Source organism: Agromyces sp. Y575, from assembly GCF_059445445.1.
This window is the reverse complement of the sequence record NZ_JCAIUI010000001.1, coordinates 1,074,931-1,096,961: the sequence shown is the minus strand read 5'-3', so window position 1 is coordinate 1,096,961 and position 22,031 is coordinate 1,074,931. Positions and strand designations below refer to the sequence as shown.

At 69.0% G+C, this 22,031-nt stretch carries 20 protein-coding genes; 13 read left to right on the top strand and 7 right to left on the bottom strand.

The window, feature by feature from the left end:
• The first annotated feature begins 172 nt into the window (after positions 1–172).
• A complete protein-coding gene (typA, locus tag AC1C2U_RS05210) occupies positions 173–2,077 on the top strand; it encodes a translational GTPase TypA (protein WP_495360636.1) in 1,905 nt (634 codons plus the stop codon).
• Positions 2,078–2,320: 243 nt separating this feature from the next.
• The gene (locus AC1C2U_RS05205) at positions 2,321–3,121 is read left to right on the top strand and encodes a M23 family metallopeptidase (protein WP_495360635.1); all 801 of its coding nucleotides are present in this window, start codon (positions 2,321–2,323) and stop codon (positions 3,119–3,121) included.
• Positions 3,122–3,208: 87 nt separating this feature from the next.
• On the opposite strand, the gene AC1C2U_RS05200 is transcribed toward AC1C2U_RS05205, so the two are convergent.
• Positions 3,209–4,018, bottom strand: a complete 810-nt coding sequence (locus AC1C2U_RS05200; protein ID WP_495360634.1) for an enoyl-CoA hydratase/isomerase family protein — start codon at positions 4,016–4,018, stop codon at positions 3,209–3,211.
• Between the two features lie 161 nt (positions 4,019–4,179).
• Between AC1C2U_RS05200 and AC1C2U_RS05195 the strand changes: the two genes are divergently transcribed.
• The 5 genes from AC1C2U_RS05195 to AC1C2U_RS05175 all read left to right on the top strand — a co-directional run bounded on the left by AC1C2U_RS05195 (position 4,180) and on the right by AC1C2U_RS05175 (position 7,979).
• Positions 4,180–4,629, top strand: a complete 450-nt coding sequence (locus tag AC1C2U_RS05195; RefSeq protein WP_495360633.1) for a hypothetical protein — start codon at positions 4,180–4,182, stop codon at positions 4,627–4,629.
• A complete protein-coding gene (locus AC1C2U_RS05190) occupies positions 4,626–5,009 on the top strand; it encodes a hypothetical protein (protein WP_495360632.1) in 384 nt (127 codons plus the stop codon). Before AC1C2U_RS05195 ends, AC1C2U_RS05190 begins: the two co-directional genes overlap by 4 nt.
• 38 nt (positions 5,010–5,047) lie before the next feature.
• Positions 5,048–5,368 (top strand): ferredoxin, encoded by a 321-nt coding sequence (fdxA, locus tag AC1C2U_RS05185; protein ID WP_056658762.1) that lies wholly within the window; start codon positions 5,048–5,050, stop codon positions 5,366–5,368.
• A gap of 2 nt (positions 5,369–5,370) precedes the next feature.
• Entirely contained in the window at positions 5,371–6,486 is a 1,116-nt protein-coding gene (gene dapC, locus AC1C2U_RS05180; RefSeq protein WP_495360631.1) for a succinyldiaminopimelate transaminase, read from the top strand.
• A gap of 182 nt (positions 6,487–6,668) precedes the next feature.
• Complete coding sequence (locus AC1C2U_RS05175; RefSeq protein WP_495360630.1) at positions 6,669–7,979, top strand: citrate synthase; 1,311 nt, start codon at positions 6,669–6,671, stop codon at positions 7,977–7,979.
• Positions 7,980–8,092: 113 nt separating this feature from the next.
• On the opposite strand, the gene AC1C2U_RS05170 is transcribed toward AC1C2U_RS05175, so the two are convergent.
• Positions 8,093–10,708 (bottom strand): penicillin acylase family protein, encoded by a 2,616-nt coding sequence (locus AC1C2U_RS05170; RefSeq protein WP_495360629.1) that lies wholly within the window; start codon positions 10,706–10,708, stop codon positions 8,093–8,095.
• A 168-nt stretch (positions 10,709–10,876) separates the two neighbouring features.
• Positions 10,877–11,830: a 2,3,4,5-tetrahydropyridine-2,6-dicarboxylate N-succinyltransferase gene (dapD, locus tag AC1C2U_RS05165; RefSeq protein ID WP_495360628.1), complete on the bottom strand. Its 954-nt coding sequence runs from the start codon at positions 11,828–11,830 to the stop codon at positions 10,877–10,879.
• Between the two features lie 103 nt (positions 11,831–11,933).
• On the opposite strand from dapD, the gene dapE reads away from it, so the two are divergent.
• From dapE to AC1C2U_RS05150, 3 genes are all read left to right on the top strand, one after another.
• The gene (gene dapE / locus AC1C2U_RS05160) at positions 11,934–13,034 is read left to right on the top strand and encodes a succinyl-diaminopimelate desuccinylase (protein WP_495360627.1); all 1,101 of its coding nucleotides are present in this window, start codon (positions 11,934–11,936) and stop codon (positions 13,032–13,034) included.
• Positions 13,035–13,059: 25 nt separating this feature from the next.
• Positions 13,060–14,292: a hypothetical protein gene (locus tag AC1C2U_RS05155; protein ID WP_495360626.1), complete on the top strand. Its 1,233-nt coding sequence runs from the start codon at positions 13,060–13,062 to the stop codon at positions 14,290–14,292.
• A 140-nt stretch (positions 14,293–14,432) separates the two neighbouring features.
• Positions 14,433–14,606, top strand: a complete 174-nt coding sequence (locus AC1C2U_RS05150; RefSeq protein WP_495353471.1) for a DUF3117 domain-containing protein — start codon at positions 14,433–14,435, stop codon at positions 14,604–14,606.
• Between the two features lie 63 nt (positions 14,607–14,669).
• On the opposite strand, the gene AC1C2U_RS05145 is transcribed toward AC1C2U_RS05150, so the two are convergent.
• Together AC1C2U_RS05145 and AC1C2U_RS05140 are read right to left on the bottom strand one after the other, a co-directional pair.
• On the bottom strand, positions 14,670–15,710 hold the full coding sequence (locus AC1C2U_RS05145) for a zinc-binding dehydrogenase (RefSeq protein WP_495360625.1): 1,041 nt from the start codon (positions 15,708–15,710) through the stop codon (positions 14,670–14,672).
• Between the two features lie 50 nt (positions 15,711–15,760).
• The gene (locus AC1C2U_RS05140; protein ID WP_495360623.1) at positions 15,761–16,393 is read right to left on the bottom strand and encodes an O-methyltransferase; all 633 of its coding nucleotides are present in this window, start codon (positions 16,391–16,393) and stop codon (positions 15,761–15,763) included.
• Between the two features lie 92 nt (positions 16,394–16,485).
• Between AC1C2U_RS05140 and AC1C2U_RS05135 the strand changes: the two genes are divergently transcribed.
• The gene (locus AC1C2U_RS05135) at positions 16,486–16,878 is read left to right on the top strand and encodes a sec-independent translocase (RefSeq protein ID WP_495360622.1); all 393 of its coding nucleotides are present in this window, start codon (positions 16,486–16,488) and stop codon (positions 16,876–16,878) included.
• 33 nt (positions 16,879–16,911) lie between these two features.
• Here AC1C2U_RS05135 and AC1C2U_RS05130 read toward each other — a convergent pair whose 3' ends face one another.
• The gene (locus tag AC1C2U_RS05130; RefSeq protein WP_495360621.1) at positions 16,912–18,462 is read right to left on the bottom strand and encodes a succinic semialdehyde dehydrogenase; all 1,551 of its coding nucleotides are present in this window, start codon (positions 18,460–18,462) and stop codon (positions 16,912–16,914) included.
• Positions 18,463–18,517: 55 nt separating this feature from the next.
• Here AC1C2U_RS05130 and AC1C2U_RS05125 point away from each other — a divergent pair, with 55 nt between their 5' ends.
• Both AC1C2U_RS05125 and AC1C2U_RS05120 read left to right on the top strand, forming a co-directional pair.
• On the top strand, positions 18,518–19,894 hold the full coding sequence (locus AC1C2U_RS05125) for an MFS transporter (RefSeq protein ID WP_495360620.1): 1,377 nt from the start codon (positions 18,518–18,520) through the stop codon (positions 19,892–19,894).
• Positions 19,891–21,456: a pyridoxal phosphate-dependent decarboxylase family protein gene (locus AC1C2U_RS05120; protein WP_495360619.1), complete on the top strand. Its 1,566-nt coding sequence runs from the start codon at positions 19,891–19,893 to the stop codon at positions 21,454–21,456. Before AC1C2U_RS05125 ends, AC1C2U_RS05120 begins: the two co-directional genes overlap by 4 nt.
• A gap of 14 nt (positions 21,457–21,470) precedes the next feature.
• Here AC1C2U_RS05120 and AC1C2U_RS05115 read toward each other — a convergent pair whose 3' ends face one another.
• Entirely contained in the window at positions 21,471–21,848 is a 378-nt protein-coding gene (locus tag AC1C2U_RS05115; RefSeq protein ID WP_495360618.1) for a hypothetical protein, read from the bottom strand.
• Positions 21,849–22,031: the final 183 nt, after the last annotated feature.

Genomic DNA, 22,031 nt, shown 5'->3' with positions numbered 1-22,031 from the left:
CGCGTTCCCAGCATCGGGGTGCTCCGGCAGGGTAGGCTAGTGGGGCGCACACCGTCACTGCGGCATCCTGCGCTCCCCACAGATCTACATCTCAGCGCTTCCACGCTGTCGCTGTGCCGTGCGCAAGCCTGGCGGGCGGCGGCTCGGCAGCCGGCATCCTCGAGGACCAACTATGGCCAACGCCACCCGGAACGATCTGCGCAACGTCGCGATCGTCGCACACGTCGACCACGGCAAGACGACCCTCGTCGACGCCATGCTCCGACAGACCGACTCGTTCGCCGCGCACGCGCACCTCGAAGAGCGTGCCATGGACTCGAACGAGCTCGAGCGTGAGAAGGGCATCACGATCCTCGCCAAGAACACGGCGATCTCGTACAAGGGCACGCACGCGACGAACGGTCCGATCACGATCAACGTGATCGACACCCCCGGCCACGCCGACTTCGGCGGTGAGGTCGAGCGCGGCCTGTCGATGGTCGACGGTGTCGTGCTGCTCGTGGACGCGAGCGAGGGCCCGCTGCCGCAGACCCGTTTCGTGTTGCGCAAGGCGCTCGAGGCCCGCATGCCCGTCATCCTGCTCGTCAACAAGACCGACCGCCCCGACGCGCGCATCGATGAGGTCGTCGCCGAGAGCCAAGATCTGCTGCTCGGTCTCGCTTCAGACCTCGCCGACGACGTGCCCGACCTCGACCTCGACGCGATCCTCGACGTGCCCGTCGTCTACGCATCGGGGCGCAACGGCGCCGCGAGTCACCACAAGCCGGCCAACGGCGAGCTTCCCGACAACGACGATCTCGAGCCGCTCTTCGAGGCGATCCTCGAGCACATCCCGGCCCCCGTCTACGATGACGAGCACCCGCTGCAGGCGCACGTCACGAACCTCGACGCGTCACCGTTCCTCGGCCGGCTCGCGCTCCTCCGCGTCTTCCACGGCACCATCAAGAAGGGCCAGACGGTGGCCTGGGTGAAGCATGACGGTTCCGTCGAGAACGTGCGTGTGACCGAGTTGTTCCTCACGAAGGCTCTCGACCGCTACCCGGCCGAGAGCGCCGGCCCCGGCGACATCGCCGTTGTCGCGGGCTTCCCGGACATCATGATCGGCGACACCCTCGCCGACCCCGAAGACGTGCGCCCCCTGCCGATCATCGCGGTCGACGAGCCGGCCATCTCGATGACGATCGGCACGAACAACTCGCCGCTCGTCGGCAAGGTCAAGGGTCACAAGCTCACTGCCCGCATGGTCAAAGACCGCCTCGACCGCGAACTCGTCGGCAATGTCTCGCTCAAGATCGTCGACGTCGGCCGCCCCGACGCGTGGGAGGTGCAGGGCCGTGGTGAACTGGCACTCGCCATCCTCGTCGAGCAGATGCGTCGCGAGGGCTTCGAACTCACGGTGGGCAAGCCGCAGGTGGTCACGAAGCAGGTCGATGGCAAGGTGCACGAGCCTTACGAGCACCTGACGATCGACGCCCCCGAAGAGTACCTCGGCGCGATCACGCAGCTGCTCGCCGGGCGCAAGGGCCGCATGGACAACATGGCGAACCACGGCACGGGCTGGGTGCGCATGGAGTTCATCGTGCCGAGCCGCGGCCTCATCGGCTTCCGCACGGAGTTCCTCACGACGACCCGCGGCACAGGTATCGCGAACGCGATCTCGCACGGCTACGAGCCGTGGGCAGGCGCGATCGTCACGCGCAACAACGGCTCGATCGTCGCCGACCGTTCCGGCGTCGTCACGCCCTTCGCCATCATCGCCCTGCAGGAGCGCATGACCTTCTTCGTGAACCCCACCGAAGAGGTCTACGAGGGCATGGTCATCGGCGAGAACTCGCGCAGCGACGACATGGACGTGAACATCACCAAAGAGAAGAAGCTGACGAACATGCGCCAGTCGACCTCCGACACGTTCGAGTCGATGACCCCGTCGCGTCAACTCTCGCTCGAGCAGTGCCTCGAGTTCGCGCGTGAAGACGAGTGCGTCGAGGTGACCCCGGCGATCGTGCGCATCCGCAAGGTCGAGCTCGATGCCACCGCACGCGCTCGCGCGACGTCGCGCCTGAAGAAGCAAGGCTGAGCGGCGCGCAGCAGTACTGAGTGAAGCGAGCGGATGTCGCGGGCCACACGGGCCCGCGGCATCCGCTTCGTCGTTCCCGGCGGGCCGCCGTGAGACCGCTCTCAGCGGCACTCGGGGAACACGCATGCTCCGCGAAGGTTCCTCCCAGAGTCGCTACGTACGGTAGCTGAGATTGTCTCGAACCCGAACTGTCTCGAACCTACCCCCACAGATACGCGACGCACTCAATCTATGCCTTCCCCCATGCACGGCCGCCGCGCGGCCGCACCCGCTCCTGCCCGCCCCACGCCCACCACTGCCGTCTCCGGCAGTCCGCGCGCGCCTCGCGGAGCGCGCGCCTCGTTCCGGCCGATCTTCTCCGTCGTGGCGATGTCGTTCGTCGGTGCGATGATGGTCGCCACGAGCGTTCCCGCCCTGGCCATCACGGCGACCGACGCAGAGCCGCGCGCCTCGGTCTACGCTCCGATTGAAGACACGCTGCACTACGAACCGCAGACCATCGAGGTCGGCGGCGACGGTGTGATGTCGACGCTCGCCGCCGAGGCCTACAACGTCGAGGCAGCGCCACCGCCGATCACCTCGCAGGTGGCGAGCCTCGGCAGCGTCTCGCTCATCGACACCGGGGCGGTCGTCTGGCCCGTGCTGACTCCCGAGCGTCGAAGTTCGGGTTTCGGCCCGCGTTCCGCGCCCTGCGCCGGCTGCTCGACGAACCACGACGGGGTCGACTTCAACCCGGGCAACGGAACCCCGGTGATGTCGCTCGCCGACGGTGTGGTCGTGCTCGCGACCGAGGCCGGCGGCGGTCTCGGAGTCAACGTCGAGGTGCAGCACAACATCGGCGGTGAACTCGTCACGAGCTCGTACGCACACATGCAACTCGGGTCGCTCGCCGTCTCGGTGGGCCAGAGCGTCGTCGCCGGGCAGCAGGTCGGCCTCGTGGGCACGACCGGCCAGTCGACCGGCCCGCACATGCACCTCGAGATGTTCGGCGTCGACGGTGTGCGGTTCGACGGGTTCGCCTGGCTTGGCGCCCACGTCGCCTGACCCGGCTGGCCCAGCCCGAAACCGGGAATGCAGAACCCATTCGACGTGACGGATCGTTCTGCAGAGGGGCCTGTCGAGCCCCGCCGGTCACGCCCCAGTGAACTGCGGCTCGCGTTTCTCGATGAAGGCGGCCACGCCTTCGCGCATGTCATCGGTGCGGAACGCGTCGCCGAACCCGGCGATCTCGAGTTCGCTCGCGCTCTCGGTGCGCCGGCCGGCCGCGGTGACGAGCACTCGCTTCGCGAGGCCGACCGCCGGCGCGGCGTTCTCGCCGATCTCGGCGAGCGTTGCCCGGGCGCCTTCGAACAGCGACTCGCGATCGGTGAAGGTGCGATTGACGAGACCCACTGATGCCGCCTCGGCCGCATCGATGCGCCGGCCGGTGTAGATGAGTTCCTTCGCCCGGGCGAGGCCCACGGCGCGGGGCAGGCGCACCGTTCCACCGAAACCGGGGATGAGACCGAGGTGAGCTTCGGGCTGGCCGAAGATCGAGGCATCCGTCGCGTAGATGAAATCGCAGGCGAGGGCGAGCTCGAGACCGCCGCCGAGCGCGAATCCGTCGACGCAGGCGATGACCGGAGCGGGCAGGCGTTCGATGGCGTCCGCGACACGGTGACCGAGCCGCGCCGTCTCCTCGCCCTGCTCCGGAGTGAAGTCGGCCATGGCACGGATGTCGGCGCCGGCGACGAACGCGCGGCCGCCGGCGCCCGTGAGGATCACGCCGCGCACGGCGGGGCCACCGGCGGCGAGGGCTTCGAATGCCCCGTCGAGCGCCGTCAGCACGGCGGGCGAGAGGGCGTTCAGTGCCTTGGGCCGATCGATCGTCACGATCGCAAGAGTGTCGTCGCGTTCCACGCGGACTTCGGGTGCGGATGCCTCGGTACCGGTTTCGGCCATCGTCGTCGATCCTTCCCGCACGGTCCGTTCCGTGTCCCGGTCCACGGTACGCCATCGCCCCCACCCGGCGGGGCGGGTAGAATTCGATCGAGGGTGCGGATGCTTGCGTTCCGCCGTTCCCCGAACTCTTCACCTGATCGCTCGCACCAGAGGAGCCAGCCATGCGACACTCCAGTACGCGTCGTCGCGTGGGCACCGCCGCGGCGATCGTGGCCGTGACCATGACGCTCCTGTCGGGCTGCTTCCCGAACCCGGGCGACCTCGTGGACAAGGGCCTCGAAGACGCCGTCGAAGACGCGACGGGTGGCGAGGTGAGTCTCGGCGGCGAGTTGCCCGCCGACTTCCCCGAGCCGGTCGCGCTGATCGACGGCGAGATCGCGTTCGCCGCCGGTGCCGGCGGCAGTGAAGGCTGGATCGTCATGATCACTTCGACGGCCGCCGAGCCGGTCGCCGACGCCGCGAGCGCCCTCGAGGCTGCAGGGTTCACGAAGGACACGAGCCTGTCAGGCGAAGGTGCCGACGCCATGGTCTTCTCGAATGGCGAGTACTTCGTGCTCGTGGCCGGTGACGGCGATACCGTCTCGTACACGGTGACGCAGCAGCCGCAATGACGAAGGCGGCGAACCGCATCGGCACCGTCGTCATCTCGTTCCTGATCGGGCTTGTCTACGGCGCCCTCGCAACGGTCGGCCACCGCATGACCCTGCAGATCGTAGACCTCACGATTCCACTGGGGCTCGTCGCAGCGCTCGTCGGCGTCGCGGCGCTGCTCCTCGGAATGCGCCTGGTCGCGGGCGGTCGGTTCGCCGCCGCCGCTGCGGCCGCGGGCATCATCGTCGCGGTCGCCGTGCTCACGCTGCCGGGCCCCGGCGGGTCCGTGATCATCGTCGGAGATCTCACCGGCACGGTGTGGTCGATCGCGCCCGCGCTCATCGCGGTGTTCGTGGTCGCCTGGCCGAAGCTGCCATCGGCGCGGCCGCGCGACGCTTAGACTGGAGTTCCAGCCTTCCGAAGGGACAGCGAACCACCGTGACCTATGTGATCGCCCTTCCGTGCGTCGACGTGAAAGACCGTGCGTGCATCGACGAGTGTCCTGTCGACTGCATCTACGAGGGCGAGCGTTCGCTCTACATCCACCCCGACGAGTGCGTCGACTGCGGGGCGTGCGAGCCCGTGTGCCCCGTCGAGGCGATCTACTACGAAGACGACCTCCCTGAGATGTGGGCCGACTACTACAAGGCCAACGTCGAGTTCTTCGACGACATCGGTTCGCCCGGCGGCGCGGCGAAGATCGGCGTCATCCCGAAGGATCACCCGGTGATCGCGGTGCTTCCTCCCCAGGCGCACTGAGCATGGCGCGCGGCGAGCTGCCCGACTACCCGTGGGACCTCATGGCGCCGTATCGTGAGCGTGCCGCAGTCCACCCCGATGGGGTCGTCGACCTGTCGATCGGGTCACCCGTCGACCCGACGCCGGTGCTCGTGCGCGAAGCGCTCGCGAAGGCGAGCGACGCGCACGCCTACCCGCAGACGACGGGCACCCGAGAGCTCCGCGCCGCCATCGTCGACTGGTTCGCGCGTCGCCGCGGCGTGACCGGGCTCGCCGAGGCGAACGTGCTGCCGACGGTGGGTTCCAAAGAGCTCGTCGCCCTCCTGCCGTTCCTCCTCGGACTCGGCGAGGGGGACGTCGTCGTGCACCCGCGTGCCGCGTACCCGAGCTACGAGATGGGCGCCGTGCTCGTCGGTGCGACGGTGATGGCCTCCGATGACCCGGCCGAATGGCCCGCCGCCACCAAGCTCGTCTGGCTGAACAGCCCGGGCAACCCCGACGGCCGCGTGCTCACGATCGAGGAGCTGCGTACTGCGCGTCAGCGGGCGCTCGATCTCGGCGCGGTCATCGTGAGCGACGAATGCTACGCCGAGCTCGGGTGGGAGGGCGAATGGGCGGATGCCCCTGTGCCGAGCCTGCTCGACCCGCGGGTGATCGGCGAGAGCCGCCGCAACACGCTCGTCGCATACTCGCTGTCGAAGCAGTCGAACATGGCCGGCTACCGTACCGCGTTCGTCGCCGGCTGCAGCACAGTCATCGGTCGCCTCACGACGGTGCGCAAGCACGCCGGACTGATGGTCCCGCAGCCGCTGCAGGCGGCGATGCTCGCAGCGCTCCGCGACGACGAGCACGTTTTCGTGCAGAAGGAGCGATACCGGGCCCGTCGCGCACTTCTGAAGCCTGCTCTCGAGACGGCGGGGTTCCGTATCGACCGCAGCGAAGCGGGGCTCTACCTCTGGGCGACCGAGGGTCGCGATGCCTGGGATTCGATCGGGCGCCTCGCCGACCTCGGCATCGTGGCCGGTCCGGGCCATTTCTACGGCGTTCACTACCCCGAGCATGTTCGGCTCTCGCTGACCGCGAGCGATGAGCGGGTCGAGGCGGCCGCCAGGCGACTCGGGGCCGCCGCTGCGGCGTGACATCCGCTCGCTGGGCCGTTTCATCGCCCGTCTTGTGATCACCGCCAATGGATGCCCTGATCTATTGGCGGATGCAACAGTGTGCTCGGAGCGCGTCTAGGCTGTAGTCGGGCCGTGGACCGCCCCTAACGGTCATGCCCGGAAAGCAGGTGACCGCGCAAGTGACGATCACAGGAGGCGCCGTGAGCGACGTCGTGAACAGTGCGGCAGGGGAGAACCCCCAGACCGCCACCCTCAGCTTCGGCGGCACCACCGCCGAATTCCCCGTCCGCGCCGCTGTGCAGGGCAACCCGAGCATCGACGTGTCGACGCTGACTCGTCAGACCGGACTCACCGCGCTCGACTACGGGTTCGTGAACACCGCCTCGACGCGATCGGCGATCACCTACATCGACGGCGAGCAGGGCATCCTCCGCTATCGCGGGTACCCGATCGAAGAGGTCGCGGCGAACTCGACGTTCCTCGAAGTCGCGTGGCTGCTCATCTACGGCGAACTGCCGACGGCCGATCAGCTCGGCGAATTCGATGAGAAGATCCGGCACCACACGCTGCTGCATGAAGACCTCAAGCGCTTCTTCTCCTCACTGCCCCACACGGCTCACCCGATGTCGGTGCTCTCGAGTGCCGTGTCGGCGCTCTCGACGTACTACGAAGACTCCTCGGACTCGCACGACCCCGAGCAGGTCGAGCTGACGATGGTGCGCCTTCTCGCGAAGCTGCCGGTCATCGCCGCGTACGCGCACAAGAAGTCGGTCGGGCAGGCGTTCCTCTACCCCGACAATTCGCTGTCGTTCGTCGACAATTTCCTGAAGCTCAACTTCGGCAACATGGCCGAGCCGTTCCAGGTCGACCCGGTGCTCTCCACCGCGCTCGACCGGTTGCTGATTCTGCACGAAGACCACGAGCAGAACGCGTCGACGTCGACGGTGCGGCTCGTCGGCTCGACCGGTGCGAACCTCTATGCCTCGATCTCCGCGGGCATCCAGGCGCTCTCGGGCCCGTTGCACGGCGGCGCGAACGAAGCGGTGCTGCAGATGCTCGCCCGCATCCGCGACTCCGGTGAAGGCGTCGAGAAGTTCGTCGAGCGCGTGAAGAACAAAGAAGATGGTGTCAAGCTCATGGGCTTCGGGCACCGCGTCTACAAGAACTACGACCCCCGCGCGACGATCGTCAAGCAGTCGGCCGACGAGGTGCTCGCGGGGCTCGGCGTGGCCGACCCGCTGCTCGACATCGCGAAAGAACTCGAGCAGTTCGCCCTGCAAGACGACTACTTCAAAGAGCGACGCCTCTACCCGAACGTCGATTTCTACACGGGTGTCATCTACAAGGCGATGGGTTTCCCCACGCGCATGTTCACGGTGCTCTTCGCGATCGGCCGACTGCCCGGCTGGATGGCGCACTGGCGCGAGATGAACCTCGACCCGCAGACGAAGATCGGTCGCCCGCAGCAGTTGTACATCGGCGAGGCCGAGCGGCACTACCCCTCGGCCTGAGCTACTCAGCGTTCTGAGTACCTCGCCGGTCGAGTAGCGAGCGCCAGCGAGCGTATCGAGACCAGCCTTCGGCGGGCTCGATACGTCTCCCTGTTCGGCGGGCGTTCGCCGTCTCAGCCGCCCGGCGTCAGCGTCAGGGTGTCGCGGGCGCTCACTTTCACGGCGTCGGCGGTGAACGCCCAGTCGCGAAGCTCGCCGTGCTGCCAGAGCGGGGCCTGGTCGGCGTAGTTCGCGTGGAAGGCATGACCTGACGCGCCCGTGAGGTTGATCCAGCGAGACGCATCGCGGTCGTCGAGGTCGACGACCATGCGCATCGATGGCACCCAGTCGACGCCGTAGCCGACGCTCGCGTCCCAGCCGATCGCGTTGACGATCGCCGAGCCGCCGCCGAGTTCGTAGGGGCCGCGGTTGAAGAGCCACTCGATCGGGGCGATGCCCGACTCGCCGAAGCTCTGGCTGGTGAGCGTCAGGGTGTGCAAGCGGCCCCAGCGCCAGGTGTCGGAGTTGGATCCCATGCGGTTCGCCGACTCGCGCCAAGCCGCGCCGAGCGCGTGCGCGATCATCGCGTCACGGCCGCTGACGTCTTGGTCCTCGTCCGTCCACCAGGTCGAATCCGGTTCGTCGAGGAGGGTGCCCACGACGTCGAACCACCGGTCGCCGCCCTGGGGTCGAGTCGCCTCGGGAAGGTCGCCGAACATGTCGTCGAGCAGGGTGCGCCAGAAGACTGCGAAATACGCGGCCTGCGCACTGTCGGCGTCCGCCGTGCCATCCCAGCCGCGGAGGAGGTCGGCTCCGTGCCCGGCATCGCCGATGAGGTCGAGCGACGCGATCACCGGGAGGAACGCCTCGGCATTCGCGTCACTCGTGTCGAGTTGGATCTCGGCGAGCGAGTCGACGGTGAGTTTCTCTCCGGAGTCGATCTGCTCCGTGAGGAGGCGGTCGATGCCGGCGGCGCGGTAGCCGTAGTCCCAGTCCTTCGTGAGCATCGGCCCGTCGGGGCCGGCTGCGGCGTTGTTGGCCGTGACGATGTAGCCCGCGGCGGGATTCAGTTCCGACGGGAGTTCGTCGAAGGGGATGGTTCCCGCCCACCCGTTGGCGCTCGTCCAACCGGGCAGGGGCATTGTGCCGTCGCCCGACTTTCGCACCGGGACGCGGCCTGGTGCCTGGTAGCCGATGTTGCCGGCGATGTCGGCGTAGACGAGGTTCTGCGCCGGCACGTCGAAGAGTGCCGCGGCCGCTCGGAACGCATTCCAGTCGCGCGCGCGGTCGAGCGCGAAGATCGCACCGGCCGTCTTGCCTGCTGTCAGCGCGGTCCACTGCATGGAGACCGCGTACTGCCCATCGGCCTGGCCCGATGCTGCCGGGAACTCACTCGCGAGCCTGCTGAAGTCCTCGCCGATGTCGGTGACGATCGGTCCGCGTGCGGTGGATCGTACGGTGATCGTGACGGGATCGCCGCCCGCAACCTCGATCGTCTCCTCGCGGAGTTCGAGTGGTATGAGGGCGCCGTCGAGCTCGTACGCGTCGCCGTCGACGCGCTCGAGATAGAGGTCGGCGACGTCGGGTCCGAGGTTGGTGAACCCCCACGCGATGCTGTCGTTCTGCCCGATGATGATGCCGGGCAGGCCCGAGAAGGAGTACCCCGCGACGTCGAACCCGCACTCGTCGGTGATCGCGACGCAGTGCAGGCCCATCTGCGTCCAGATGGAGGGCATGGCCGGGCCGAGGTGCGGATCGTTGGCGAGCAGGGGCAGCCCGGATTCGGTCAGAGCGCCGGAGACGACCCACGAGTTCGAACCGAGGTCGCCGCCCTCGGGCCCGAGCATCTCGGGCACTCCGTCGATCGCCGCACTGAGGCTCGTGAGTGCAGCAGCGTAGTCGGCGTCGAGCCCGGATGCCGCCGGAGCATCCGTCTCGCTCGACTCGCCCTCGCTCGACTCGCCCTCGCTCGACTCGTCGTCGGCCGCGGCCAGCGGTGTGACCGAGAGCGCTGCCGGCGCCGCAACGGGCGGCGGGCCCATGATCGTCGGCATCTGCCCCCAGGCGAAATCGGGATGGAGTCGTGCCACCTCTTCGGGCGGGAGCACCGTCGACAGGAGCGCTCGATCGATCTCGTCGCCGAGGTTCGAGCGGAGGTCCCACGCCATCGCCTTCAGCCACGCGATCGAGTCGACGCCCGACCATGGTTCGGGGGAGTAGCCCGGCCGCTGCAGACCGAGCACGGCGTACTCGAGGGAGAGGTCGGCGCCGCTGCGCTCGGCGAGGTAGGCGTTCACGCCCTCGGCGTAGGCGTCGTAGTACGCCTTCGACACCTCGTCGAGCAAGCCGTACTCCTGCTCGGCGATGCCACGCCAATCGAGGGTGCGGATGAATGCATCGGTGCCGACCTGCGACTCGCCGAACAGCTCGGCGAGACGGCCCGCGGTGACGTGGCGGCGGAAGTCCATCTCCCAGAACCGGTCTTGGGCATGCACATACCCCTGGGCGAAGAAGAGGTCGTGGTCGGTTTCGGCGTAGAGCTGCGGGATGCCGGCATCGTCGCGGTATACGGTGGCCTCCGCGGTGAGGCCCGGAACTTCGATGCGACCACTCGTCGTCGGGAACGATCGCTGCACCGTCCACCAGCCGACCCCCGCCGCCACGACGGTGAGCACGAGCACGGTGACGAGCAGGCCGATGAGGAAGCTCACTCCCCGATGCCGGCGGGTTCTCGGTGCGTCGGTACCCACGCCACTCCTTCGTGATGCGCAAGACGAGGGGCCGCCACATGGCGGCCCGAGTCACCAACTGTAGCCGAGACGGCGCGCGTTGCGGCGGGTCGTTGCAGGGCTGTGATGTGTGCTGACCCCAGTGGGTTGAGGAGCGAGCGCAGCGAGCGATCGACACCTCGCCGGCCGCTAGGCGTGCAGTGATGCGTTCAGCAGTATGCCCTCGCCGGTGCGGGAGATGGCCTCGACCTGACCGTTCAGCGAGTTGCGACGGAAGAGGAGGTTGGGCACCCCCGAGAGCACGACGGCCTTCACGGTGCTGGGTCGCTCGCCCGCCCCGCCGAGCAGCACGACCTTGGTGCCCGCGGTCACGTAGAGGCCGGCCTCGACGACGCTGTCGTCGCCGATCGAGATGCCGATGCCGGAATTCGCTCCGAGCAGCGCACGTTCGCCGATCCTGACACGCTGGGTGCCACCGCCGGAGAGGGTGCCCATGATCGACGCGCCGCCGCCGATGTCGGAGCCGTCGCCGACGACGACGCCCTGGGAGATGCGGCCCTCGACCATCGAGGTGCCGAGCGTGCCGGCGTTGAAGTTCACGAAGCCCTCGTGCATGACCGTGGTGCCGGGAGCGAGGTGCGCGCCGAGGCGCACCCGAGCGGCATCCGCGATCCGCACCCGGTCGGGAGTGACGTAATCCAGCAGGCGCGGGAACTTGTCGAGGCCCGTCGCCTGGATGCCGGCGCGCTGCAGGGCGGGCCGCAAACGGTCGAAGTCCTTCGGATGCACCGGGCCCGCGTTCGTCCAGACGACGGCGGGCAGGTGCGCGAAAATGCCGTCGAGGTTCACGGTGTTCGGTGCTGCGAGCAGGTGCGAGAGCACGTGGAGGCGGAGGTAGGCGTCGGTGGTGCCGGCGGGCGGAGCGTCGAGATCGATCGTGACGTCGACGGCCTCGATGGTGACGCCACGGCGTTCGTCGGCTCCGGCGAGCGCGACGTGCTCGGCTGAGAGCGGGGTGGCGGTGTCGCCGCCGAGGGACGGTGCCGGGAACCAGGCGTCGAGCACGGTGCCATCGCCCGCGACCGTGATGAGTGCAGCCCCCCGGGCGATGCGGGGCGGGTTGGAGTCGTCGTTCGCGGGCATGCGTCCAGCGTATCGGCCCCGTTCTCTGAGCCGGCTGCAGGGGACGTGTCGCGCAAACTTGCGCTTCGACGAGCGCAGCGAGCGCGACCGTAGAATCGAGGGCATGCCTCCCGTGCCGACCGTGCCGCCGCTCGACCTGTCAGCCGATTCCGTCGCCATCACTCGCGCGATCTGCGACGTGCCGAGCGTATCGGGCGATGAATCTCTGCTCGCCGACCTCGTCGAGCAGGCGCTCGCCGGGGCATCCCACCTCGAGATCATCCGCTCAGGCAACACCGTCGTCGCGCGGACGGACCTCGGCCGAGAACGGCGGGTTGCGATCGCCGGGCACCTCGACACCGTGCCGATCAACGACAATCTGCCGACGCGGTTCGAGACGATCGACGGCGTCGAGTACCTCTGGGGCCGCGGCACGGTCGACATGAAGGCTGGGGTCGCCGTGCAGCTGAAGCTCGCACTCGAACTCGCCTCGCCCGTCGTCGACCTCACCTGGCTCTGGTACGACAACGAAGAGGTGGCTGCCGACCTCAACGGGCTCGGCCTACTGGCCGGCACCCGACCCGACCTCCTCGAGGCCGACTTCGCCATCCTCGGCGAACCCTCCAACGGCCAGGTCGAGGGCGGATGCAACGGCACCCTCCGTGCGGAGGTGCGCACAACCGGGCTGCGGGCGCACTCGGCGCGCAGCTGGGTCGGCGAGAACGCGATCCACAAGCTCGCTCCGGCGCTCACTCGCCTCGCCGAGTACCAGGCCGAGACCGTCGAGGTCGACGGCCTCGCCTACCGCGAGGGGCTGAACGCTGTGCTCGTCTCGGGCGGCATCGCGGGCAACGTGATCCCCGACGACGCCGTGCTCACCGTGAACTACCGCTTCGCGCCGAGCCGCAGCGTCGCCGAGGCATCCGATTTCGTGCGCGAGTTCTTCGCCGGCTTCGACGTCGCGATCGTCGACAGCGCAGCAGGCGCACGACCCGGACTCGACGACCCGCTCGCGCAACAGTTCGTGCACGCCGTCGGCGCCGAGGCGCACCCCAAATACGGCTGGACGGATGTCGCGCGCTTCAGCGCCCTCGGCATCCCGGCGGTGAACTTCGGCCCCGGCGACCCGCTCAAGGCGCACGCCGACGACGAGCGGGTGGAGGTGTCGCAGATCCGGCACACCGAGCTCGCGCTCCGAGCCTGGCTGACCGGCACGACCGCCTGAGCGGCACGATCCGAACGAGGCACGCATGAACACGTCGTCGGCCGCGATCCGCGAACCCGACCCGTTCCGCGTGACGCGATGGTCACCTCGCGTGCGTTGGCGAATCGCGCCCTGGTGGGCGAAAGTCGCGCTCATCTACCTCGGCGCGCGCGCGATCACGACGGTGATGGTGCTCGTCATGGCGAGCGTGCAGGGGGCGAACCCGTGGACCGGAGCGAAACCCGGCTACTTCGAGTACGCCAACCTCTGGGATGCCAGGTGGTACCAGATCATCTGGCTCGGCGGCTATCCGCAGGAGCTCCCGCTCACCGAGACGGGGCACGTCGCCGAGAACGCGTGGGCGTTCCTCCCCGTCTACCCGCTGCTCGTGGGAGTCGTGACCTGGTTCGGGGTGCCGTGGAATGCGGCATCCGCCATCATCGCCCTGCTCGCCGGACTCGGTGCCGCCCTCGTCGTGCACCGACTGATGTCGCGCTTCATGGAGCCCGACCGGGCGCTCTTCGCGGTCGTGCTCTTCTCGGTGGCACCGGCGTCGCCGATCATGCAGTTCGGTTACGCCGAATCCCTCGGCCTCCTGTGGCTCGCCCTCGCGCTGCTCCTGCTCGTCGATCGACGCTACGGATGGCTCGTGCCCGTGATCACCGTGTGGGCGTTCACGCGCCCCGGGGCGCTCGCGTTCGCGCTCACCCTCGGACTGCACTGGCTGTGGCGGTGGTTCTCACGCAAGGGCGACCCGTTCCCGATGCGGGAACGTGTGCTCGCGGCATCCGTCGCCGTGTTCACGGGGCTCATCGGCCTGGCATGGCCGGGCGTCGTCTGGGTCGTGACCGGTGACCTGCACGGGTACACCGCCACCGAGCTCGCCTGGCGATCGGCCTACATCGGCTACCAGGAACTCGTGCCGTTCACAGCCTGGTTCCAGTCGGGCGACTGGTGGCTGGGCCAGCCGTTCGGAACGATCGCGGTGGCTGCGCTCATTATCGGGTTCGCGCTCGTGCTGCTTCTGCCGGCGGTGCGGCGGCTCGGCATCGACCTCCGGCTGTGGCTGGCGAGTTACGCGCTGTACCTCCTCGCGGTATTCTTCCCGCAATCGAGCACCTTCCGCATCCTGGCCCCGATGTTCCCCCTCGTGGGCGCGTTGGCGCAGCCGCGAGCCGGTTGGTACCGCTGGGGCGTGGTAGCGCTTTCCCTCATATTGCAACTGGGCTGGCTGCTCATCGCATGGGGGATTGACGGCCGCGACTGGACGCCGCCCTGATCGGAGCATGAATCCGCTGCCTCGACCTCACCCTCGAGCTGTCGAATCGGTTCAACCAGGTTGTCCACAAACTCGCGGCGATTTCCCAGCACCGCCTGTAATGGCCGATAATGGAAGCTCAGCCACGAAAGGGGAGCTCAATGGCGGCCATGAAGCCACGCACCGGAGACGGGCCAATGGAGGCTGTGAAGGAGGGTCGGCTCATCATCGTTCGAGTTCCGCTCGAAGGTGGAGGCCGCCTCGTCGTCTCGGTGAACGACGCTGAGGCCAAGGAGCTGCACGACGTCCTCGGTGGCGTCGTGAAGCCCGCCTGAGTCAACATCACTCCTCGAGTCGAGCCCCGAGTCACCTCGGGGCTCGAGTCGTTTCACCGACCGTCAGACGAGCACCACTTTGCCCGTGGTCCGGCGCTCCTCCAGCTCGCGGTGGGCTCGCGCGGCTTCGGCGAGCGGTACCCGGTGGGTCACCACCTGCCACGTGCCCGCGGCTGCAAGCGCGAGTGCACGCTCCTGATACGGGCGCATGTCGCCGGGTCGGGGCGCGCCGGGGCCGACCGCTGGGAGCACGTCGATGCCGGCGGCCGCGGCCCGGTCGGAGTCGGCGAACGGGTTCGCCGCCCCTGATGCCCAGCCGTAGACGACGAGCCGACCGCCAGAGGTGAGTAGCGACGCGGCCGCGGACCCGAGTTCGCCACCGACGGCGTCGAAGACGACGGTGGCTCCCACTTTGCCGGCCGCGGAATGCGCTGCATCGTCATCGTCGGCAGCAATGCCGAGTGCGGTTCTGGCCGTCGGCAGCCAATCGGCATGCCGGTAGTCGACGACGTTCAGGCGTGCCCCGGCATCGGGGGCGAGCGACTCGACGACCCCCACCTTCGCGTCACCACCGACGAGTGCCAGCACGCGCGCGCCCGCGTCGAGGGCTGCCTGCACGAAGAGCGATCCGAGGCCGCCGGCCGCAGCCGTCACGACCACGATGTCATCGTGGCGGAGCGCGGCGATCTCGAGCGTGTACGCCGCCATCCGACCGGTTCCGATCATCGCGACCGCATCCGCCTCGTCGAGTCCGAGGGGAATCGGATGCAGCGCCTCGACCGGCGCGACGGCCAGGCGTGCGTACCCGCCGCCATCGGGCGTTGCGCCGAGATGTGCGGCGACGCGCCGCCCGATCCACGCAGGGTCGACCCCCTCGCCGACCTCGATGACAGTGCCGCCCACTTCGCGGCCAGGAATCGTCGGCAGCGTCGGCAGCCCGAGCGGGCCGCCGCTCTCGCCCCGGCGCAGCGTGGTGTCGAGCAGATGCACACCGTGAGCGCGCACCGAGATCATGACTCGGTCGGGGCCGGGTGCGGGGTCGGGAACCTGTTCGAGGACGAGGTTCTCAGGCGGGCCGAACGAGTGCAGGCGAATTGCTTCCATTCGGTGAGTCTCCAACTTCAACCTCTGTTGAGGTCAAGTCGGACCGCGTGTCAGGCGCCGAGCTTCACGATCTGCAGCAGGCCGTCGCCCGCCGGCGAGATGGCCGTCGCGACGGCAGTCGAGGTCGCGAGTTCCGCGACGAGCGTGCGATAGGCGCTCGCCGACTCGTCGCGGCGTGCCGGGTCGGCGACTCGACCCTTCCAGAGCGCGCGAGCCACGAGCACGATGCCGCCGGGCTTGGCGAGGCGCAGTCCGTGCTCGGCGTACTCGATGACCGACGGCGCGTCGGCGTCGATGAAGACGATGTCGTACGAGCTCTCGTTCATTCGCGGCAGCACCTCGCCCGCGCGCCCGGCTATCAGGCGAACGCGAGCGGCCGCGATGCCGGCATCGGCGAAGTGCTGGCGGGCATGCTGTTGATACTCGGTCTCGGTGTCGATCGAGGTCAGCAGTGCCCGGCGCGCAGTCTGGAGCATCCACAGCCCCGAGACGCCGACGCCGGTGCCGACCTCGATGATCGACTGGGCGCGTGAGGCGGCAGCGAGCACGGCGAGTTGCGCGCCCACAGCGGGCGAGACCGGTTCGATGCCGAGCTCGAGTGACTGTTGGCGCGCCTTGGCGATCGACTCGGGCACGGCGACCGAGTCGTCGACGTACTTCCAGTTCAGGTCGTGATCGGACACGTGGCGGCTCCCGGGATGACTCTTCCAGCCCCTAAGCCTAGAGCGCGGGCGACACGGTCTCTGCACGCCTCGCCGCCGACTATCCTGTAGGGGTGTTCGGTCTGACGTTCGAGAAGCTCCTCATCATCGGGGTGATCGCCGTCTTCCTGCTCGGGCCCGAGCGGCTGCCGCACTATGCGGCCCAACTCGGTCGTCTCGTGCGATCGTTGCGCGACATGGCCAACGGCGCGAAAGACCGCATGCGCGACGAGATGGGCACCGACTTCGACGACGTCGACTGGAAGAAGCTCGACCCGCGCCAGTACGATCCGCGCCGCATCATCCGTGAGGCACTGACCGACGCCGACCCCTTCGCCGACGAGAAGGCGGCACCCGTGGTGGCTCGCGCATCAGTCGATGAGAACTCCCCATACCTGCAGCGCGGGCGGAAGCGCGAACCGCTCGGCGCCGACGAGACGGCACCGTTCGACTCCGAAGCGACTTGATCGGCACCGCGTCAGGGTCGGCACCGAGCCGACTCAGCGTCTGCGCAGCGCCTTCAGAGCCTGGGCCAAGAGCACGAGGAGCGGCGCCAGCTGTTCGTACTCGTGCGCGGTGCGCGGCAGCTGAATCAGTCCGGTGGCCGACGAGATCGTGACCGGCTCGACGAAGCGGAGGAGGCCCGCCTCGCCATTGCGCCGGCCGAGGCCGGACTGCTTGACCCCGCCCATCGGCGCAGCCATCGAAGCGAATGAACCCCGGTAGCCCTCGTTGATATTGATGCTGCCCGCCTGGAGGGCGTCGGCGACACGGCGCGCGCGACGGGCCGAGGCAGTGAAGACGGCCGCGTTCAGGCCGTACTCGTTCGTGTTCGCGGCGAGCACTGCCTCTTCGTCGCTGCCGACGAGGTAGAGCGAGGCGATCGCGCCGAAGGTCTCCTCGGCGTAGACATGCATCTCGGGGGTGACACCGGTCAGCACTGTCGGTTCGAAGAACCACGGACCGACGTCTGGCCGGTGGTTGCCGCCGACGAGCACGGTCGCGCCCTTGGAGATCGCGTCGTCGAGGTGGGCCTGCACTCGCGCGAGCTGATCGGCGCTCGCGAGCGATCCGAAGTCGGCGTCGAAGCCCAATCCGGAGCCGAGTTTCGCGCTCCGGAGCCAGTCGACGAGGGCGCGCTGGAATGGGCCGGCGACCTTCTGATGCACGTAGATGCGCTCGACCGAAACGCAGAGCTGGCCCATCGCTGAGAATGCAGCGTGTGCGGCGTTCGCCGCTGCCGTCACGGGGTTGACGTCGTCGAGCACGAGGAGGGCGTTCTTGCCGCCGAGTTCGAGCGAAGCGCCGACGAGCCGTCGGCCTGCCTTCTCGCCGATGGTGCGGCCGGTCGCGGTCGAACCGGTGAAGCAGATGTAGTCGGCGACATCCGTCAGCGCTTCGCCGATTTCGGAGCCCGGGCCGGTGACGACCGCCCACAACGCCGCAGGCACGCCCGCGTCGATGAATGCCCGGCGCAGGGCGAGAATCGAGAGCGCACCCTGGTCGTCGGCCTTCTGCACGACGCCGCAACCGGCCGCGAGCGCCGGCGCGACGTCCATGGCGGCGAGACTGAACGCGAAGTTCCACGGAGTGATGACGCCCGCGACGCCCTTGGGGCTGAATCGCACACGGGTGGTCGCCAAGCCCGGCAGTCCTGAACGCACCCGGCGGCCGCCGAGCACGCGCCGTGCGGCGAGTGCGTTGTACCGGATGACCGAGACCGCGCCGAAGATCTCTTCGAACGCCTGACCGCGGGTCTTGCCGCTCTCGAGCTGGATGAGGTCGACAAGCAGATCCCGACGCTCGAGGATGAGGTCGTGTGCGCGCAGCAGCACGCGTCGGCGTTCGGCGAAACCGGCTCGGGACCAGGCGAGCTGCGCGAGACGAGCGCGAGCGACGGAGTCGAGCACGTCGTCGGCGCTCGAGCGCGGCAGCTCGTGCAGCGTCTCGCCGGTCGAGGGTGTCGGCACGGGGATGGTCTCGGAGCCGGAGGCGACGACATCGTCGGTGAGGCTCTCGAACAGTTCAGGGGAGGCCGTGGGGGCGCGCATGGGCACAGTCTAGGACAAGTGACCCACTTCGCCGTCGGGTGAGTACACTGCCTCCATGGCCGCAATGGAGCGAAGTATTTCCCGCGGTGTCGTGACCCGGTACGCGATCGGTTCCATCGGCACCGGTGGCTTCGCGACGCTGCCCGGGCTCGTGCTCGTGTACTACCTGACCGACACGCTCGGCGTGACCGCGCTCATCGCCGGTCTCGTCGTCACCGCCGCGAAGGTGTGGGACGTCGTGATCGACCCGTGGATCGGCGAACGCAGCGACCGTGCGCTCGCCCGCACGGGCACCCGGCGCACATGGATGGTGGTCGGCGCTCTCGCTCTTCCCATCGGGTTCGTCGCGACCTTCGCGGTTCCGGCGGGGCTCGCGCCCGCGGCATCCGGCATCTGGGTCTTCGTCGCCTTCCTCGCGACGGCCACGGCGTTCAGTCTCTTCCAGGTGCCCTACATCGCACTGCCCGCCGAGCTCACCGCCGACTACGACGCACGCACGCGGCTGCTGACGTGGCGAGTCGTAGTGCTGACGATCGCGATCCTGTTCTTCGGAGCGGGCGGACCCGAACTCCGGGCTGCGTTCGCTGACGAGCACACCGGCTACCTCGTGATGGCACTCGTCGCCGGTCTCGTGATCGCGGCGGGCATGTTCGTCGCGACGTCAACGGCGGCGAAGGGCATCGCTTCCACGGATGCCCCGCCGGGGCGCGACATCCGCGCCGGCTACGCCGAGGGCCTCGCCGCACTGCGTCGAAGTGCGGCGTTCCGCACCCTGCTCGCCGCGTTCGTACTTCAGGGGCTCGCAACGGGACTCATGCTCGCGGGAGCCCAGTTCGTGGCGACCTGGGTGCTCCGCGACGAGCGCGCCGTGACCCTGCTCTTCGTCGCGCTCATCGCACCGGCCGTGTTGTGCGCGCCGGTCTGGCAGGCGGTCGCGGCGCGCGTCGGCAAGGAGCGCGGGTTCGCGTTCGCGAGCACACTTTTCGGCCTCGCCGCGCTGACCCTCGTCGGCATGATCTGGGCACCGGGCGCCTGGGTGTACCTCCCGGTCGCGCTCGCGGGTGCCGGCTATGCGGGCATGCAGTCGTTGCCGATGGCCATGCTGCCCGACGTCATCTCGCACGACGCCCGCACGCACGGCGTCGGGCGCGCCGGCAGCTTCGGCGGAGTCTGGACTGCCGGGGAGACCGCCGGCATGGCGCTCGGCGCGACGGTGCTCACCATCGTGCTCGCGATCACGGGGTACGTCGAGTCGACCGGTTCGGAGGCGGTCACGCAATCGCCGGCGGCCGTCGTCGGCATCGCGATCAGCTTCAGCGTGATCCCCGCACTGCTCGTCGCGGCGAGCCTCGTCGCGATTCGTCGATATCCGCTCAGACGCGGCGACATCCAAGCGGATGCCGCGGCGGCGAACGAAACGGTGGTGGCATGATGCTCGGCTTCAGGCGCGAGGCATCCGATATCCTCGTCGAACTCGAGGCGCTGCGCGCCGCCGATGCGCCGACTCACGGGGGCCGCGTGCTCTCGTACGTCTACGACTCGGGATTGCCGGAGCTCGACGAGCTCGCGGCCCGCGCCGCTCGTCTCGTGCAACCCGTGAACGGCCTCGACCCGACGACGTTCACCTCGGTCGCCGTGATGGAGTCGGGTCTCGTCGGCTTCGCCCGGCGAGTGCTGGGCGGCGCCGGTGACGACGACATCGTCGGTTCGGTCACCTCGGGCGGCACCGAGAGTTGCCTGCTCGCGGTGAAGTCGGCACGTGACGCGTGGCGAGAGGCCCGCGCGGGTTCCCCGCGGGTGCCGCGCATCGTCGCGCCGGTCACCGTGCACGCGGCCTTCCACAAGGCCGCTGAGTACTTCGGCCTCGAGCTCGACCTGGTGCCCGTCGATCCCGACACGGGTGCGGTCTCCGTGGCCGCGCTCGAGGAACGCCTGGGCGACGACGTCGCGCTCGTCGTGGTGAGCGCGCCCTCGTATCCGTTCGCAGGCCTCGACCCCGTGGTCGATGTCGCGGCGATCGCGGCGAGGCGGGGCATCGCACTGCACGTCGACGCCTGCATCGGCGGGTTCGCGCTCGCCTTCTGGCCCGAATCACTGCCGGCGTGGGACTTGCGGGTGCCGGGCGTCACGAGTATCTCGGCCGACCTGCACAAGTACGGCTATGCGCCGAAGGGCGTCTCGGTGCTGCTCACGCGTGGGCGCGACCGCCAGCGCCACCAGTACTTCGCGACCACCGCCTGGCCCGGATACCCCGTCGTCAACCCGACACTCACGGGCTCGAAGCCCGCCGGTCCGCTCGCAGCGGCGTGGGCGATCACCGAGGCGCTCGGCGAAGACGGCTTCACGTCGCTCGTCGCGCGCACCGCGCGCGCGACGGATGCGCTCCGCGCAGTCGTCGACGGCATCGAGGGTTTGCGGGTGGTGGGCGCGCCGACCGGGCCGCTCTTCGCCGTCGCGACCGACGAGAGCGTGCCGGCCTCGCGCCGGGTCGATCCGCATCACTGGGCGGATGCCGCGCGTGCCGAGGGCTGGCACCTGCAACTGCAGCCCGGTCTCACTCAGGCCGACGGCACTCGCCTGCCGCACACCACGCACCTCACGGTGACGCCGGTGACGGAGGCCGTCGTGCCCGATCTCTCGGCCGTGCTGGTCGCCGCGGCCGACGCGGTGCGCGGCGAGCCGGCCGTCGACGGCGCCGTGCTCCTGGCCGGGCTCGCGGAGTCGTTGCCGGGTGGCATCGCCGCGCTCGCCGCGGCATCCGCTGGTCTCGACTCGGAGAGCGCGGCGGCGCTGCTGCGCGCGTTCGGCCTGCTGGGCGGTGGTAGCGGCGGCGGCGCTGCGGCCGACGACACCCTGCCGTCTGGTGCCGAGGGTGCGCTGCCCGACCGGCTCGCCCCCGTGCTCGCACTCGTCGGTGCGCTGCCGCCGAAGTTGACCGAGCGCTTGCTGGTGGAGCTACTCGCACGCGTCGTGGAGCCTGCTGCCGCTTCCTGACGTCGGTCAGTCGATCACAGGTCGAGGATGAACGCTCGCTCGCCGGTCAGGGGGCGGAGCCGGTCGTCGGTCGGGAACGGCAACTCGTAGTGAAGCGCGGGCGCATCGATGGCGCCGAAGTCGTCTTTCTTCAGCTTGAGCACCGCCGAGGAGACCTCGGTGATGCGCACACGAAGCCATCGGCCGTCGTCGAGGCGCAGTTCGTAGAGATCGGCGAGATAGCCGATGCCCGTCGACTCGAGCGTCTCCTCGGCGCTCAGCCAGTCGATCGCGTCGGTCAGTGGCCGACCGAGTAGGTCGATGACGACGAAGCCCTCGCCCTCGGGGCGCATCCACCCGAGCAGTTCACCGTCGCCGCGGCGATGCTCGATCCAGTCGGCAGGTACTGCCACGATTCTCCAATCGTCGTGATGCTGAGCGTCTGGGCGCGAACGCACCGAGTCGTGTTCATCCTCCAGCATCGGCGACGCTCTCGCTTCGTCGGGCTCGCAGTGAACTTCGTGACCGGCGCCGCAGCGACCTGAGGGCTTGTGGAGCACGCGGGTCGCGCGCTCGAGGAGTAAGAGGAGAGCCCT